Below are 15355 nucleotides of genomic sequence, written 5' to 3'. Positions count from 1 at the left end.
CTCCGGATTGCTTTCTTGCAGCTAATTATGTTCTTTTTCTAAAAACTTTCTTTCAACCTTTTTAAACGCTCAATCCTCTGAGGCCGGTCCGACTGGGTGCATTTGGTGTATCAGTGCTACGTCACTCTCCTGGTATGGATCTTTCCATTGAATCTGATTCTGACTATCGGCATAACAAACTTATTTTACTTTTATAATATCATTCCACCGGGTAGTGTATCCTTTACTCAGATATTCGTGTCTCAGCTTCCATGACTTCTCATAGCCTTCACTGGCCATACGGATAGTGCCTCTCCCATAAGCTAAGTTGATCGTGTCGATAGCTTTGGAAATACCGTCTTTTTCACCGCCATCGTGCTCGTCGAATATGTTATACTGAAGTTCGTTCTCTGGTATCAGTCCGGTTGCAATTACGCCTGCCTTCCGGTACTTTATCCCGGGTTTGAAAAGCATTCGCGAAACCTTAGTCGCAATTTTCACCAGATCATGGGTGTTGTTAGACGCTATCACAAGCTTATGGGTTTGGCTCGGGTAATGCTGCGGGTGGTCTTCCCGGTGAACATTGGTATACAGGAATACTTGTAAATAAAGGCAGCAGAGTTTCTCCTTTCGAAGCTTTTCGCCTAATCTGCTTGCGTACATGGTAAGGGCTTCCGAAAGGACATCGGCATCTTCAATATAATTCCTGAAAGACCTGCTCACACTGACGCCTTTTCTTGTGACCGGAGCGTCGTCGATATTGATAGCTGAGCGTCCCCATAGCTCGTTCCACATACGCTGACCCATGATGGTCATATGCTGCTTGAACCACATTTCGGGCATCTCCCGCAATTGTCCAACCGTTTCAATGTTCAGTTCTTTAAACTTCTTCAGGTATTGCCGGCCTACTCCCCAAAGATCTTCTACAGGATAATCTTTCACCGCCTTGCTTATCTTATCATCAGTGTCGAGTACCAAAGTGCCCCCGTTTTTCTTCGCGAGTTTATTGGCTAGTTTGGCTAAGGTTTTACTGGGCGCTACGCCTATTGAAACGGGAATACCGGTATTTAACACTACAGATTCCCGAACTTTGGGAATGTAGGTATCAAGGTTTGTGACCCCATCCAAGAGGCCAAAGGCTTCATCAATGGAGTAGACATCCAGTTTAGGAAACCATCTGGCCAAATTTGACATTACACGGCCAGACATGTCGCCGTATAACACATAGTTACTGGAGAATACCTTAATGTCGTACGTCTTGATAAGGTCGCGGACAAGGAATTCGGGATCACCCATTTTGATTCCGAACGCTTTTGCTTCTTCGCTTCTGGCTATTACACAACCATCATTATTGGAGAGCACCACCACAGGCTGTCCGTTTAGCTCTGGTTTGAACATCCTTTCGGCAGAGACATAAAAGTTATTGCAATCACAAAGTGCAAACACGTCTGTATTTTCCTTTTCTTAAACTTAATGGAAGTGTATTTCTGCAGATGGAGGTAACCACTCCCCAGATTTGCAAGACCTGGCCGTCTGTTGTTTCAATCCTGTCTTCATCTCCAATGAGAGCCGGTTTTTGATTCACCACATCATAGCGTCTGCAATAAAAACAACCATCCACAAAAGCTATCACAATGGCATCTTTTACCGGCTTTAGCGAGCGGTCAATCACCAGGAGATCTCCTGACCTTAAACCATGATTAACCATCATGTTGCTATCCATTTGAAAGTAGAAGGTGCACTCGGGATCGACTACCAGTACATCTGTAATATTCAATCGACCTTCTAAATAGTCGTCTGCGGGTGACTGAAACCCTGAAATCTTTTGCTCTGCCCGTTGTTGAATTCCTCTAATCATAATTGAATCAGAGCAAATATAATGCTAAAAATATTAGCAATTTGAGGGTGTTGATATTTTGGTGGGGGATTTGAAACCTTATAACTTCACGATGAATTATAGAACAGCCGTATTGCTATTGGGTGCTGCTCACAGGAAGTCAATTACAGAAAAAATACAGCACTGGATAGGTAAGGAGGCGCCGTTATTAAAATGGGGATTTTATGGTAGTTAAATGCTTGCAAAAGGATTTCCATACTGGTTTTAGCGTCTCGTGAAGACTTGGATATTAGCAGGAATAAAATCTTACTGCACGCTAGAATAGAACGGGTTCGAATCCCTCCGGGCACACGGCGTTAATACTACTTTTGACAACGAACAAGTGTAAACCTAGTGGCAGGTAATAATCTTCTAAACGTCACAGTCATCGGACACGAGCGACACGCTCGCGCCAGCATGGGTGGAGGAGTTGGGGAGGATAATAAGGTAAGTGGTTTTGAAGTGTTTATCTTAGAGAGAGTTTGATGAACACCTGTCTCGGATCCGCTCATGGCCGCGGAGAGGCCTAGTCCTTTTGACGGCGCAAAAGGACCAAAACGCCTTATGAATCCCGAGGTGCTTTTTGCTCAAAGCCCTCACACAGTTCAGCCATCAGCGCGCGGGCTACGTCTGGCTCCCCCAAGCGCTGAGGCCGAGCTTAAGGTCACCAGCCAATGCCCTTTGCTTTCACACATGGCTCGCTGATGGCAAAACTTTACCCGGCACTGCGGGATTCATGGTCTTCGTAGGGGAGGTTGGTGAAGGGTGGTGGGGTTGCCATTTCAACCAAACACACTTTGAGCTTTCTGAATAGTGGTTTTCAGGTCGATCCCTTCACCTAACACCCCGGTGAACAAATCGCCTGTCTCTTTCAGCCTGTCAAGCGCACTATGAATAGTGAAATCGCGCATTGTGAGTCCTGGCCTGACTTCATCCCAGCTTAGTGGCATTGATACGGTTGCGCCGGGTTTGGGTCGTAGGGAATAGACGCCTGCGATTGTAGCTCCCGGCCGGTTTTGCATGTAGTCGAGATACATTTTTCCTTTGCGATTTGCAACCATTCGCTCGAGTGTGGTGAATTCCGGAATTTGTTTTTGGACCAGTTTGACTATAATGTTGGCGAAGAGCTGGCTTTGATCGTAGGTGTATTTTGCGCCGAGGGGAATGTAGATATGTATACCTGTTGAGCCCGATGTTTTTGGATAACTGGGAACATCGATCGCATCGAGGACTTTCCTGACTTCCTGTGCTGCTTGTATCACCTGGTCGAAGGTTTGTTTATCCGGGTCGAGGTCGATTACACAGTAATCGGGGTGGTCGGGAGATTGTGCACGGCTGAACCATGGGTTCATTTCAATGCATCCTAAAGTTGCCATCCACAATAAGGTGGCTTCGTTATTTCCTAGCAAATAGTCTTTTTCTTCGCCGGTTTCGTTGGTATGAGGCATGGTTTCGGCCCAGTCGGGAGCAGAGTCTCTTACATTCTTTTGGTAGAAGCTTTTGCTGTGGATTCCACCAGGGAAACGGTTAAGTGACATTGGCCGGTCCTTGAGATAAGGGACCATGAAGGGAGCAACCTGGTGATAGTAATTAAACATGTCGCGTTTGGTAATCTTATCCTCGGGCCAGTATAGTTTGTTCAGGTTTGTAAACTTAAGCAGGTGGCCGTCAATCTTTTTCTCTTCGATGTCGTTGGTTGAGGAGATTAGGAGGTCTGTAACTGGTGCAGAAGATTTGGGTTTGGCGGCTTTGGACTTTTTTGCTTTGGGTTCCTCATTCTTTACGATCTCCATATCAGCATGAAGATTTGCTTCCTCAACTATATCGTCAGTATCCGCTTCAATTTCCATGACGACATCCAGAGGTTTTTTATCATAGCGCATACCTTTGAAGGAAGCTTGCCTAACCTTACCGTCGTGTGTGATTTCGGCGTACTCGACCTCGCAAATCAGCTCTGGCTTTAGCCAGGTAGCTTTTGCTCCCAACCGTCTCGGGCGAAATGTGGAGGGCTCGTCTACATCAGGTTCAATGTCGAAGGGACATTCGGTAGTAATCAGTGGTTTGAACTGCTCCATCATATCCTTTTGGGTGATAGTATTGAAGCCCGTTCCCACTTTGCCGATGTAGCGCAACACGCCTTTCTGGTCATATACACCAATAGCCAATGCGCTGAAATACTTTACTGTACCATCATTTTTAGTGAATCCTGCAATCACCACTTCCTGCCGGAGCTTCGCTTTAATTTTCAGCCAGTCGCGAGAGCGAGTATCCGACGTGTAGAGACTGTCGGCTCGTTTTGCGATAATGCCTTCGAGCTTCATCTTTTTTGCTGCTTCGAAAAACTCGATACCGTCGACTTCGAATGCCTGGCTTAAACGAACCAAGTCGTTTTCGGGTAGGAGGGCCTTCAATATTTCCCTTCTTTGGTAGAGTGGAAATGCTGTGAGCAGCCTTCCATTGTACCAAAGGATATCAAATACGAAATAAGCCAGCGTGGTGTTTTTAGTATTGCGCCAGTTCTGCAGCGCGCCGAAGTTGGCGTTGCCTTGTTCGTCAAGTGCGACTATTTCGCCATCCAAAACAAGGTCGAGCTTCCAGCTTTCCAGTACTTTGTTGATGGGAGCAAATTGGTCGAAGGTGAGATTGTTGCGCGAAACCAATTCAGCTTGTCCATTTTGAACCGTAGCCACAGCACGGTAGCCATCCCATTTGATTTCGTAGATCCAGCCAGGGTCGTCGAAAGGGGCGTCGACCAGCGTTGCCTTCATCGGCTTAATTTTTAATGGTATCTCAGATTTGGGCGCGTCCTTCAATAAGGTTTGTAAATCAGCTATTGGAATCTCGTTTTCCTGTCTGTGAGTTTCCGCCTCCTCAATTTTGGTTTCTAAAGGTTTTGACTTATTAGATGAACGCTTGGTTTGTGGAACATCCTGATCTGCCAATTCTATCCAGACCGGTGCGTGGTCGCTGGAGCCTTTCCATCCACGGACGTGCTTATCAACGGCAGCAGCGGCCAGCCGGCCGGCTACTTTTTTATTAAGTAAGAAATGATCGAGACGTAATCCGGCATTTCTGCCGTAGGCATCGCGGAGGTAGTCCCAAAAAGTGTAAATGCGTTCGTTAGGGAAAAGGGTTCTGATTGCATCGGTCCAGCCCTGATCTACCAGGTCTTTGTATGCCTTCCGGGTTTCAGGACGGTAGAGCGCGTTCTCCAGATATTTTTCTGGCTTGTAGGTGTCCAGTTCGGTTGGCATTACATTGTAGTCGCCTATGAGAATAACCGGAAAATCTAAATCAGCCAGGTCTTTTGCGTGAGCGGCAAGCCGCTCGAACCAGCGTAATTTATAATCAAACTTTGGTCCCGGGTATGGATTGCCATTTGGAAGATAGATGCAGCCGATGACGATGCCGTTGATAAATGCTTCTATGTAGCGACTGTGTGTGAACTCGTTGTCGCTGCCTGGCAAATCTCTGCGCATTTCCCGGATGTCTGTTTTCGAAAGAATAGCCACGCCGTTCCAGCTTTTCTGGCCATGCCAGATGGCCTGGTAACCGGCATCCGCGATGGCTTGCTCCGGAAATTTACTGGTTTCAGATTTGAGCTCCTGCAAGCATACAATATCCGGCCGGGCTTCTTTCAACCAGCGCAGCAAGATCTCTAATCTGCCGTTTATACCATTGATATTGTACGTTGCTATTTTCATCTGCCGGAGACAACAAAGCCCCTTTCGGGGCTGAATGTTTATATTAAATATTTGTTATTTCTTCGCCGAGAGTTTTTTCTCGACAGCCTTACGTTGATTCGAGCCAGCTGATTTTTTTGCTGACGATACTTCCTTTGGGGTTGTGCCTTGCTTTTTTGCTTCGTATGCTAATTCGTGGGGTTGTTCCGATACGGAATTGCGCTCCACTTTTGTTCCTCGTTTTGCCATGTCTTTTAATTTAGATGATGATTAAGGAACATCAGAATTTCGGAATCTGTTTTATATAGGTATCCTCTAAACGGAATAGCATTGTGGCCACGGGCGAAACGCTCGCGTCAGCAAGGGGTTTTTCTACATTGCCGGACGGAGTACTGATTTTTCAAGATAATTTAACATCGCTGGGCTGAACTTTTAAACCAGAAGGGGGAGGTTCTTTCTATTTAATTAGTGCTGAGGCAGAGTGACGTTGAATAAACTGCTAAATTTAAAGCCCTAAACGTTTTGCAAAATTATAATAAATGAATGACTGAAGAAGAAATCCGGAATGCGGCTAATTTAGAACTAAAGTCTATTGGCTGTCAGTATACGATCATGTATATGTCGCGCTTGTTTTCTCAAGCCGATTTTCTTGCTTATAAAATTATGGCACTGACAGGTAAAGTGTTTTCGAAATACGAAGTCATTCAAGTTTTCGAGGCCTTCACCATCAAAACTGTTTGCGATTGGGAATGGTATATTGAAAAAATAATATGTGAGTGTTTGCAAAAAGACACAAGCGCGTTAGGAGGTCAACTGTCTTTGAAACTACCTAAAGAAATAACGACAGATGAGTGTGTCGCTTATTTAAATGGCCTTGGTTATTTCGATATAAGGAGCGCCAGTAACTTGAAGTCAGTTTCTAAAAAGATCTTAGTGGACAATCGAAATCCATTTTTAAATTTTGACAAAGAGACTTCTAAAAGAATTGACGATTACTATGTGTTGAGAAATTATATTGCCCACCGGAGCAACAAATCAAAGAAAGCTTTGACTGTAGTTTATAATAAATATAAGCAAGAGACTTTTGTCGAAGCTGGGGATTTCTTGCTTTCTATAGACACAGAAAAAAGCCAACTTCAAATTCAACTTTTTGAGAGTGCATTTTGGTTGTCATCATATAAAATTTTAGAATTTTTATATCCCAATACATATAAATGGATAATGGGGAATGAAGAAGTCTACAATGAAAACTGTCAAGCGAGGTTTTTAGCAATAATAAATCAATTCCCTAGGCCTAATGAATGACTTTCACAACGAAGAATCAAATATGCCGGTTACGTGCTTGAATAATGATGTATTCACTACTGGTCTTAGCATCTCGCTACGGCTTAAATATTAGCACTGCACCAAATAATGAAAAATCTAAGCATGACTCAAATACAGATGGGAGTATTAGATAATCTTCTATAGACCACAGACTATCGTGGACACGAGCGGAACGCTCTCGTCAGCAAGGGAGAATCTTTTTGATATAGGCATTCTCTAAACGGCATATCATCGTGGCAACTAGCGAAAGGCTCGCGTCAGCAAGAGGTTTCTATACATCGCCGGACGGAGTCCTGATTTTTCAAGATGATTTACGAGCGCTGCGCTGAACTCTTAAACCAGAGAGGGATATAGGCATCCTCTAAACGGCATATCATCGTGGCCACGAGCGAAACGCTCGCGTCAGCAAGGGCCGGTCGGAAATAAAGGTTTTTCTACATCGCCGGGCGGAGCCTGATTTTCCAAGAGGATTTAAGAGCGCTGCGCTGAACTCTTAAATCAGAAGGGTAATGATTTTTTCCACAGTTAAATCTATTTCGATGGTTATCCGTAAATTTGATAATTGACCTATGTAGTATCTTGACTATCAGAAGGTATCAGTGTGATGAGAAAATGGAAAATCTACCTTAAGTAGATCTCGATCTGTACATATGAAATTGAATAAAATCATTAGATCGTTAGATTTAGCAAAATCTGACGCGCGCGACAAGACTATAGACTGTATTATAGAATACATTCTATATTCGGTTAAGGAAAATATAGATGTTAGGGCGTTGAAAGAATACATCAACTTGGAGTTTTCAATTGAACTACATGAAGAGGAATTACAATCGTCCTTAGTTACTCTTGTTGATTTTAACTTTGTTAAGGTAGAGAACAAAAAATATTCATTAACGCTAGAAAGAGAAGCTGAAATTCGGAAAATTGACCGTGGAAACGACGCTGCTAGATTACACCGTTTTGAACAATTTAGGACACAAATTTGCGGTTATTCGTCTCGCAAACTGAATGAAATAGAAATCGAACAGCTATGGAATATACTGACAGAGTATATTTATGAGTGCTTTCTTCTTCAAGGTAAGAGTGCATTAAACTTCTTTAAACCTAAAGTGGATGGTTCTTCAGACGAAGATGCAGATCTTATTAGTTTACTTAAGAAGTATTGTGAAAAACTTACAGACCGGGAACTATCAACTTCTTTTAAAAGATATATTGAAGATTTTGCCAACGTTATTAGTGTAGAAACTCTTGATTATTTGATCAGCCTATCGTCGAAAGCCGAAGCTTTCTTTGCTCTTGGGTTATCAAAAGAGGAATATGATCTTATATATCAAGATATCACTTTCGACTGGACCGTTTTAGTAGATACTAATTTTTTATACTCGATACTTAACCTCCACTCACATACCGAATACAATATCGCAAAGGCGTTGATTGAAGTGGGTACACAATTAAATATCTCCTTTAAATATTTACCCCAGACCCTTAAAGAACTTCAGACCAAGAGTAAGGATTTTGAGAGTGTGATTCCCAGCAATTTGAGCTATTCACAAATTAATGCATTAGTAAAATCTGACAAACTTGACAGTTTCGCGCAGCGATATTTCGAAAAGAAGCTTGAGGATATGGACAATACACCCCATCCATCAGAGGTAATTAGTCATGCGCAAAATAACCTAAAAACAAGAAAGCTAGAAATATTTAGATCAAGCTTTGAACAACTATCGAGCAGTGAAGAATACCTAAGGATTCAGGAGAGTAAATACTCTCAGCACCTCGCCTATCTAGATGACCTTAGACAAGAGAAAGGATTAAAAATTAAAGGTGTGAAGGATATTAACCAAATATCACATGACATTTTTCTCAGAGAAGCCATATTATTTTTAAGATCTTCTAGAATTAATAGTATTGCCGACGTCAAATACTTTGGCGTTACAGAGGACAAAACCTTATTGAAGTTTGACAGTTTCGAAACTTTGAAAAAAGGGGTCGGTGTGAGCATTCCGGCTTTCTTCTCTCCTTCCATCTTATTACGAAAAGTTTTAAAATACAGTCCCGTTGTAACAGAAGATTATCGTCGAGCATTTGTAAGTACAATCTCCACTCCTGCGTTAGTAAGTAATACTGTTTCTTCAAAGATTGCGATAAGAAGTGTAAAATACTTCCATAACATGGGTATATCAGACGAGAAGATGATCCTTAACTGTTTGAAAGATGAACTTTTTCTAAATAAATTTAAAGATTTAGAAACTAAGCAGGAGGAGTTAGCTGAATTTGTTGAATCTGAAATTCAAAGACAATATGTTTACCTAGAGGAAGAGTATAAGGCTGCACAGGAAGAGTTAAACAGACAATCTTCAACTTTAACTGAGCTGAGTGGCGACCTATCAGAAACTAACTACCAGAACAAAAAGTTGGAAAACCAGCTTCGTGATCTAAGCGGTTCGATTCAATTATACGAAAAGACGTTACGAAAGATGAAGGTTCAAAAACCTTCTGCCCGCATTTCAAATGTTCAGTTGAGCTTAGATGATGAGGTAAAAGTCAAGGAAGAAGAGAATGAAGTTACAATATTGAAAATAGAAAACTCTAATTTGACTGGTCGATTAAATGCAATAGAGAGTTCACGAAAACTAAAAGCCTGGAAGAATAAGTCTTTATGGTTATTAATCCCTATAGTCATTATTGTTTTACAAGTTCCATTGATCTTCTTTTGGCAAGCAAGTAGTTGGAATTATATAGCAGGAGTTTTGAAGTTTGCCAACGAATTAGCTCCTATTGAACAGGATTTTTTTAAAGGTATAGCCACCTTTGCTTTCACGTTATTGGTGATTTTTCCAGCTCGAATAATCATCCAGCGGTTCTTCAATAAGGAGAAACAAAGTCAATATTTAAATGCATTTGAATAACCTAAGGAATCATTGATTGAAATATTTTGACTACAATTTGAATAACCGATGCGAATTATAAAGTTGCCCATATCTTTTTTATTACAACATAATCACATAAAATCTACGGTAACAGTTCTGAAAGAAGTAACTTCAACAAAAGATAAATTTATAGCAATAGACTTTTCAAATCTGCGCGACATTACGAAAGGTGATTGGATCGTATTTGCAGCGCAGATTGAAAAATCAGTCATATTTAATAGGAATGTCTTTTTTCGAAAAGGAGCTTTTCCTTGCTTGAAACTTATCCATAAGATGTTCAAGCTAAAGGATAATAAGGTCTTCCATCAAAACCATAAAATTACTTCACTAGAGATTAATGAAGCTGAAAAAGAACGATTGGTAAATCCAACTTTAATTGATACCATTGTCAAAGAGTTAACTAAAATAGGGATCAAGGAATATTATTCCCCCTTTAATGTATTTTTAACAGAGCTTATCGGCAACGCGGTAGAGCATGGGATACGAGAAAAAAACATTAATTGGTGGCTAACTCATGAAATTGATCGTAATACAAGGTCAATCAAGTATACCTTTGTTGATATGGGTAAAGGTATTATTGAATCTCATAAGCAAGCAGGACTCCCCTTAAAGTATTGGTTTCTAGGAGCTAAATATGTAGTCCTGGATTCTCTACATGGGAGGTTAGGCTCCTCGACAAAACTTACTAATAGAGGTAGAGGATTACCAGAGTTACAAAAAATGATAAATAGTGGATATTTCTCAAATATTGTATTAATAACAAATACAATATCTTTACACTTTAATAATGGCGAGTACGTGGCAACTAAAAATCCAAATTTTGTCGGCACATATTATAGTTGGACTATAGACTTCAACAATTTTCAAAAATGGAAAGATTCAAGATAGAGATTGCAAAGGATTTTAATGATAAGCTTGGGGGAAGGTGGATTAAGTTAGGTCCATTTTCGGGGGAGTTGTTTTACAATGAAGTTTTGAAGGAAAAATATCAATCGGCCATGCAGGAAAATGAAAAATTGCATATTTATTTGGATGGGACCAAAGGGTATGGTAGTTCCTTTCTTGATCAATCATTTGGAGAACTATCCAGAGAATTTGGTGTTGAGGAAGTTTATAAAACTTTGATATTTCATTCCAAATATTTCAGCAATTCGATTTCATATATTGTTGAGGAGATATGGGGAAAAAGATAACTTTTTACGCCCTGTATGTTATCACCATGTTATTATGCGTGATTTTTTCACGGTTTTTATATGAAAAGTCTTGGTTTTCTGTGCTGACTGTTTCTAAAGAATTAGTTCCTTTCGATGTATTTTCACTCATAGTTTCATCAATCTTGACGTTTTGGTTAGCTTGGTTTATTACTAAAAGACTGACCGAACAACGATACGAAAAGGAGTATCTAATCTCCGATTTGAAAATCATTGAAGAGGATATAAATAAAATTGAAGACAGTACCACTGAAGACGAATCAATTGAGTTGCAGAAACTCTTAAACAATTTAAATCGACTATACTCTAATATTACTCGGTTTTCCAAAACTATGGACGCCTTTGAAGTTCAAAACTTTGAAGTCCAGCCTTTAAGGAAATGTTATAACAGACTATTTACTTTACTAACTGACGTGGACGGAGAATACTTGCTCATTAATGATGTAAATCGTCATGAAATAAATCAACTTTGTTCAGAGTTCGTTTTAACCGCAAGGAAGATGGTTTTCGAAATTAATAAGAGGTGATTGTTTCAGTGTCCCTTCAATTATTCTCCTTAGTCTCTAAATTTCTCAAATACTCTTTGTGTATACTAACTATGGAGTTCTTAAATCCCAAATTGCTATATAAGAGATGTTGAAAATAATGAAAAGAGTAATCCTTTGAAACTTTCATGTGTTTATTTAAAGCGTCATCCATTGTCATGTCGTAGTAGTATAGTTCAATCAAGAATATAGTTAAATCATTAACTGCACGAACTTTCTCGTTATAGACAATATCAGTATATCTCGAATGAAAAGTTTGAAGGTCTATAAACTTCGAGACCAAGTCCTTTAATAAAGGTAATCTTGACACTATGTCTCTCCTATGGTGTTTTAATGTACCCCTATCATTCCCCCAAAAAGAGTATTTGCAATCTATTAGGTTTCTTTCTGATGCCAAGCAATCTAAATACACCCAAGTCAAGCCACGTTCAATACCAGCAACGTTGTCGGGTAGTATTTGCGCAAGACTAGATATATTACCATCGTCTATCCAAAGATTTTTAAACCGAGATTTATATTTGATTAAATTAATTTTATCTCTGAAGTCAGGACGATTCAAGCTTACCTTCTCAAAATCTTCGATGAAACTAGAAAAACTGTGATTCAATTCTTCGTGAGCATAACTAATATTGTAAGTACATATAACCTTTTTGCCGTTTCTACTTTGCGATTTTATCAGATCCCAATACTTACCTTGGAAAGGAATTCCTTCATCAAACAAGTGTGCATCATCGATAAGAATCATTTTGGCTTCATTTATAATTATTTCGAATTCGCTAATGTTTCTCAACGGTATGCCACTAACTTGGGGAGTTCTTCTATCCATGGTGAATATTGGAATATTATCCCAGTTATGACGATTTAAGTAATTTGCAATAGCTCTAAGTAAATGTGTTTTACCTGAACCTCTGTCACCATAAATTATTAATCCCGCCGGATCCATATAAACTCCAGAAGATGCTATCTTTATACTTGTCTCATATGCATTTGAATTATTTTCGCCAATGAAAAAGCTTTCAAAGTCGTAAGTATGTCTTGGCTGAATATGTGTATGAATAACAAATGATCCTTGACTAAAGCCAGGTTCATTGATCTCTCCAATTCTCCAGTTTATTAAATCGTTCGGACTTTCTATACTTTCGATATGTATATCAACCTCATAAACTGATTGAATCGCAGTAACTAAATCAGATTTCAAAGAGTTGTCAAACAAAGTCTTGAAGCTACGGTTCGAAAACGAAAGGGTCAAGATGTTACTTTCAAACTTGATAGGGATGACAAACTCCTGAAATTGCCGACAAAACTCAAAACTAAATTGCGCTTTAACAACAGAGTTGCACAGACTCCAGCAATCATTTAAATCTAAATTCTTCCGCTCAATTTTTTCCGTTGAATAATGATGGATGAATGATTTGATATTTTTAATCAAATATTCGTTTTTAAATTTATCAAACTCGACATTTCGCAGATAATTTGCAAGGTTCTGACCTTCGTCATAATATACAGTTTCGCTGTCTTTAAACCCGAAAATGCAACTATCTCCCTCTTTTCGATATATCGGTTGTGAATTAACCGTCAAGTCGGTTATGGAGATATCAGGTAAGACTTCGAAATGACTAATAGTATTATCATCAGATGTAGTTTGCAAAAAATAGGCATATCCCATCGAAAATACAGGTGTAATAAATCCTTGTTCTTGCGGAACATAATCAATGTAACCGCAAAGTTGATATGTCTCTTCAGTTAACATTGAGTAAATATTTTTTCGTTAAAAATTCTTGAACTTTCTCTAACAGATGAATATAATAGCGCGATGATGCGACCCCGAAATTTTCAATAGTAATAACTGTTGTATCTAGTTCATTGATAAAAAAATCCTGTACTGTTTGGGAGGACATTAGATAGGACGGCAATATTACAGCATCCAGACTGTCTTTCGTTAATGGTATTGGTTGATTAACCTGCACCTCAATACTCGCTTTTCTATCGTCTGCGTTTGTGAGGAACTTTCCAGAAATGAGTGTGTGATATGATTCTACTTGAAATTCTAGTGGATCATACACAATACTTTCATTAGGTTTAGCAAGTAAGTACTCCTGATTTCCTTTATAAAAGTATCCGATCGTTTTAGATATCGATTCTAAACTCGGGGTCATTAAGAAGCTTTCTAACGTCATTCCCGGGTGCATGCATTCTTTGTATAATGAGAAGCCCCCGGAGTCGAACGGTAGTATTCGTCTGATTTCCGCAACTGCTCCAGGTTTTAATATAAAGCAAGTGGGCATGAAACTAGCCATTTTAGAATTTTGCACCTCGGAAGATTTATAAGCTGGTCTTCCGTAGAAAAGATACAATAATTCTTCGTTGTTGAATACTTTACAAGGTCTCGGCTTTAGATGCCTATCCTTAATAATATTTTGCAGGTAGAAAGCGTCACAGCAATGAAAAAATGGTAAGAAAGGAGGATTTTTATCCCCACCCACAAACCTGTTATCAAAATACTGCATCGACATTCCTGCTGTTTTTTTAAAGTTATTATTCTTTTTACGTAAAAGAAAATGTTTCTGACTTTTGGGGCTACTGCACCATCCGAAGTATTTCCACTTCCCAACCACAATAGAAATGAATCGTAAGAGCCTTATTTCAAATAATAATGATTATTGCAAGAGTATCAGTGCAGAAGGAGTAATGGTGCAAGCAGATGTAGCAGTGACTATGCTATTAAATTCTACCAATCAACAGGAGGGCGGCCGGAAGAGGTCATCCATTTTGATTATCAGATTAATGGTAAAGCGGAGTAACCCATCCCGGTCAGGGGTTCCTTACTAATTTTCATTTTTGTCACATAATCCCTACCTTATTTGTCTGTTAGGTTTTTTAAGACAGAGGAAATGATTTCAAGCCTACACACGCAAAGCTTAACTCATATAGAGGCCCATCGGCCCGTGCTCATCTCATACGCTTACAACATTCTGGGCTCTTATCAGGAGGCAAAAGATGTAGTGCAGGATGCCTATCTGCAGGTGATTACCAGAGACATTAGCCATATCGAGAACATGCGGGCCTATCTCACACGTACGGTGATCAATCTTTCGATCAACCAGAAGAACCGTCAAAAGAAAATGCGCAGGTCTTATCCGGGAGAATGGCTACCGGAACCCGTTTCTACAGATCATGCAGATGAAACGTTGAGAAGGAAAGAAGTGCTATCCTATTCTTTAATGGTGCTGCTTGAAAAGCTCAATGCCAGGCAAAGAGCGGTTTTTATCCTCAAAGAGGCTTTTGATTATGATCATGCTGAAATCGGAGAGATAATTGGAGTTACGGAGGAAAACTCCAGGCAATTGCTTCGCCGGGCAAAACGGCAGCTTCAGGACACCGGTAGCCAGATAAACCAAACATTTGCCACGGAGAAATTGAATAGTTATCTGCAGGCTATTCAACGTGCAGAAATTGAGCGGTTGAGCGAGTTACTTCGGGAAGATATTATCGTTATTTCTGATGGCGGAGGAAAAGCCAGGGCGGCTCTAAACCCCGTTACAGGTAAGGCGGCTCTTTCCTACCTGTATGGTATAAATACTAAATTTTATATAAATAAACCCATCTATCCGGGTGAGGTCAATCATCAACCTGCGCTATTCTATTTCGATGAAGGAGTGCTTACAGGTTGCCATGTCTTTACATTTGAGAACGGTTTGTTAAAGTATGTGCACATCATTCGCAACCCCGAAAAGTTAATAGCACTGCAGTAATTGTTGAAGATGTCACGTCAAAGGGCGTTCGCTTGTCATTACGAAAAAACATC

At 40.0% G+C, this 15355-nt stretch carries 13 protein-coding genes; 7 read left to right on the top strand and 6 right to left on the bottom strand.

What is annotated here, in order from left to right; translation table 11 throughout:
- Nucleotides 1-180: 180 nt before the first annotated feature.
- From J3P43_RS19720 to J3P43_RS15425, 4 genes are all read right to left on the bottom strand, one after another.
- A complete protein-coding gene (locus J3P43_RS19720) occupies nt 181-1377 on the bottom strand; it encodes a Y-family DNA polymerase (protein WP_369414803.1) in 1197 nt (398 codons plus the stop codon).
- A gap of 31 nt (nt 1378-1408) precedes the next feature.
- Complete coding sequence (locus J3P43_RS15435) at nt 1409-1837, bottom strand: S24 family peptidase (protein WP_255904020.1); 429 nt, start codon at nt 1835-1837, stop codon at nt 1409-1411.
- An 800-nt stretch (nt 1838-2637) separates the two neighbouring features.
- The gene (gene ligD / locus J3P43_RS15430; RefSeq protein WP_255904018.1) at nt 2638-5559 is read right to left on the bottom strand and encodes a DNA ligase D; all 2922 of its coding nucleotides are present in this window, start codon (nt 5557-5559) and stop codon (nt 2638-2640) included.
- Between the two features lie 54 nt (nt 5560-5613).
- Nucleotides 5614-5787: a hypothetical protein gene (locus tag J3P43_RS15425; RefSeq protein ID WP_255904016.1), complete on the bottom strand. Its 174-nt coding sequence runs from the start codon at nt 5785-5787 to the stop codon at nt 5614-5616.
- Between the two features lie 294 nt (nt 5788-6081).
- On the opposite strand from J3P43_RS15425, the gene J3P43_RS15420 reads away from it, so the two are divergent.
- From J3P43_RS15420 to J3P43_RS15400, 5 genes are all read left to right on the top strand, one after another.
- Nucleotides 6082-6843: a hypothetical protein gene (locus J3P43_RS15420; protein WP_255904014.1), complete on the top strand. Its 762-nt coding sequence runs from the start codon at nt 6082-6084 to the stop codon at nt 6841-6843.
- A 671-nt stretch (nt 6844-7514) separates the two neighbouring features.
- The gene (locus J3P43_RS15415) at nt 7515-9773 is read left to right on the top strand and encodes a hypothetical protein (RefSeq protein WP_255904012.1); all 2259 of its coding nucleotides are present in this window, start codon (nt 7515-7517) and stop codon (nt 9771-9773) included.
- Nucleotides 9774-9821: 48 nt separating this feature from the next.
- Nucleotides 9822-10682: a hypothetical protein gene (locus J3P43_RS15410; protein ID WP_255904010.1), complete on the top strand. Its 861-nt coding sequence runs from the start codon at nt 9822-9824 to the stop codon at nt 10680-10682.
- A complete protein-coding gene (locus J3P43_RS15405; RefSeq protein ID WP_255904008.1) occupies nt 10664-10987 on the top strand; it encodes an STAS-like domain-containing protein in 324 nt (107 codons plus the stop codon). Before J3P43_RS15410 ends, J3P43_RS15405 begins: the two co-directional genes overlap by 19 nt.
- Nucleotides 10972-11532, top strand: a complete 561-nt coding sequence (locus J3P43_RS15400) for a hypothetical protein (protein ID WP_255904006.1) — start codon at nt 10972-10974, stop codon at nt 11530-11532. The genes J3P43_RS15405 and J3P43_RS15400 overlap by 16 nt, the downstream gene beginning before the upstream one ends.
- A gap of 16 nt (nt 11533-11548) precedes the next feature.
- On the opposite strand, the gene J3P43_RS15395 is transcribed toward J3P43_RS15400, so the two are convergent.
- Nucleotides 11549-13300 (bottom strand): DnaA ATPase domain-containing protein, encoded by a 1752-nt coding sequence (locus tag J3P43_RS15395; protein ID WP_255904004.1) that lies wholly within the window; start codon nt 13298-13300, stop codon nt 11549-11551.
- Nucleotides 13290-14063 carry a hypothetical protein gene (locus J3P43_RS15390; protein WP_255904002.1) on the bottom strand — a complete coding sequence of 258 codons (774 nt, stop codon included), beginning with the start codon at nt 14061-14063 and terminating at the stop codon, nt 13290-13292. The genes J3P43_RS15395 and J3P43_RS15390 overlap by 11 nt, the downstream gene beginning before the upstream one ends.
- Nucleotides 14064-14172: 109 nt before the next feature.
- On the opposite strand from J3P43_RS15390, the gene J3P43_RS15385 reads away from it, so the two are divergent.
- Together J3P43_RS15385 and J3P43_RS15380 are read left to right on the top strand one after the other, a co-directional pair.
- Nucleotides 14173-14379 (top strand): hypothetical protein, encoded by a 207-nt coding sequence (locus J3P43_RS15385; RefSeq protein ID WP_255904000.1) that lies wholly within the window; start codon nt 14173-14175, stop codon nt 14377-14379.
- 62 nt (nt 14380-14441) lie between these two features.
- Nucleotides 14442-15302 carry a sigma-70 family RNA polymerase sigma factor gene (locus J3P43_RS15380; protein WP_255903998.1) on the top strand — a complete coding sequence of 287 codons (861 nt, stop codon included), beginning with the start codon at nt 14442-14444 and terminating at the stop codon, nt 15300-15302.
- Nucleotides 15303-15355: the final 53 nt, after the last annotated feature.

Source organism: Paradesertivirga mongoliensis (assembly GCF_024436395.1).
GTDB lineage: Bacteria > Bacteroidota > Bacteroidia > Sphingobacteriales > Sphingobacteriaceae > Paradesertivirga > Paradesertivirga mongoliensis.
The sequence above is the reverse complement of the archived record's forward strand: the minus strand, read 5'-3'. Positions and strand labels throughout refer to the sequence as shown.

Excerpts from the sequence above, each read along its gene's own strand:
- J3P43_RS15420 (WP_255904014.1), top strand. The coding sequence starts at position 6,082 with ATGACTGAAGAAGAAATCCGGAATGCGGCTAATTTAGAACTAAAGTCT.
- J3P43_RS15425 (WP_255904016.1), bottom strand. The coding sequence starts at position 5,787 with ATGGCAAAACGAGGAACAAAAGTGGAGCGCAATTCCGTATCGGAACAA.
- J3P43_RS15415 (WP_255904012.1), top strand. The coding sequence starts at position 7,515 with ATGAAATTGAATAAAATCATTAGATCGTTAGATTTAGCAAAATCTGAC.
- J3P43_RS19720 (WP_369414803.1), bottom strand. The coding sequence starts at position 1,377 with ATGTTCAAACCAGAGCTAAACGGACAGCCTGTGGTGGTGCTCTCCAAT.
- J3P43_RS15405 (WP_255904008.1), top strand. The coding sequence starts at position 10,664 with ATGGAAAGATTCAAGATAGAGATTGCAAAGGATTTTAATGATAAGCTT.
- ligD (WP_255904018.1), bottom strand. The coding sequence starts at position 5,559 with ATGAAAATAGCAACGTACAATATCAATGGTATAAACGGCAGATTAGAG.
- J3P43_RS15435 (WP_255904020.1), bottom strand. The coding sequence starts at position 1,837 with ATGATTAGAGGAATTCAACAACGGGCAGAGCAAAAGATTTCAGGGTTT.
- J3P43_RS15410 (WP_255904010.1), top strand. The coding sequence starts at position 9,822 with ATGCGAATTATAAAGTTGCCCATATCTTTTTTATTACAACATAATCAC.
- J3P43_RS15385 (WP_255904000.1), top strand. The coding sequence starts at position 14,173 with ATGAATCGTAAGAGCCTTATTTCAAATAATAATGATTATTGCAAGAGT.
- J3P43_RS15400 (WP_255904006.1), top strand. The coding sequence starts at position 10,972 with ATGGGGAAAAAGATAACTTTTTACGCCCTGTATGTTATCACCATGTTA.
- J3P43_RS15380 (WP_255903998.1), top strand. The coding sequence starts at position 14,442 with ATGATTTCAAGCCTACACACGCAAAGCTTAACTCATATAGAGGCCCAT.
- J3P43_RS15395 (WP_255904004.1), bottom strand. The coding sequence starts at position 13,300 with ATGTTAACTGAAGAGACATATCAACTTTGCGGTTACATTGATTATGTT.
- J3P43_RS15390 (WP_255904002.1), bottom strand. The coding sequence starts at position 14,063 with ATGTCGATGCAGTATTTTGATAACAGGTTTGTGGGTGGGGATAAAAAT.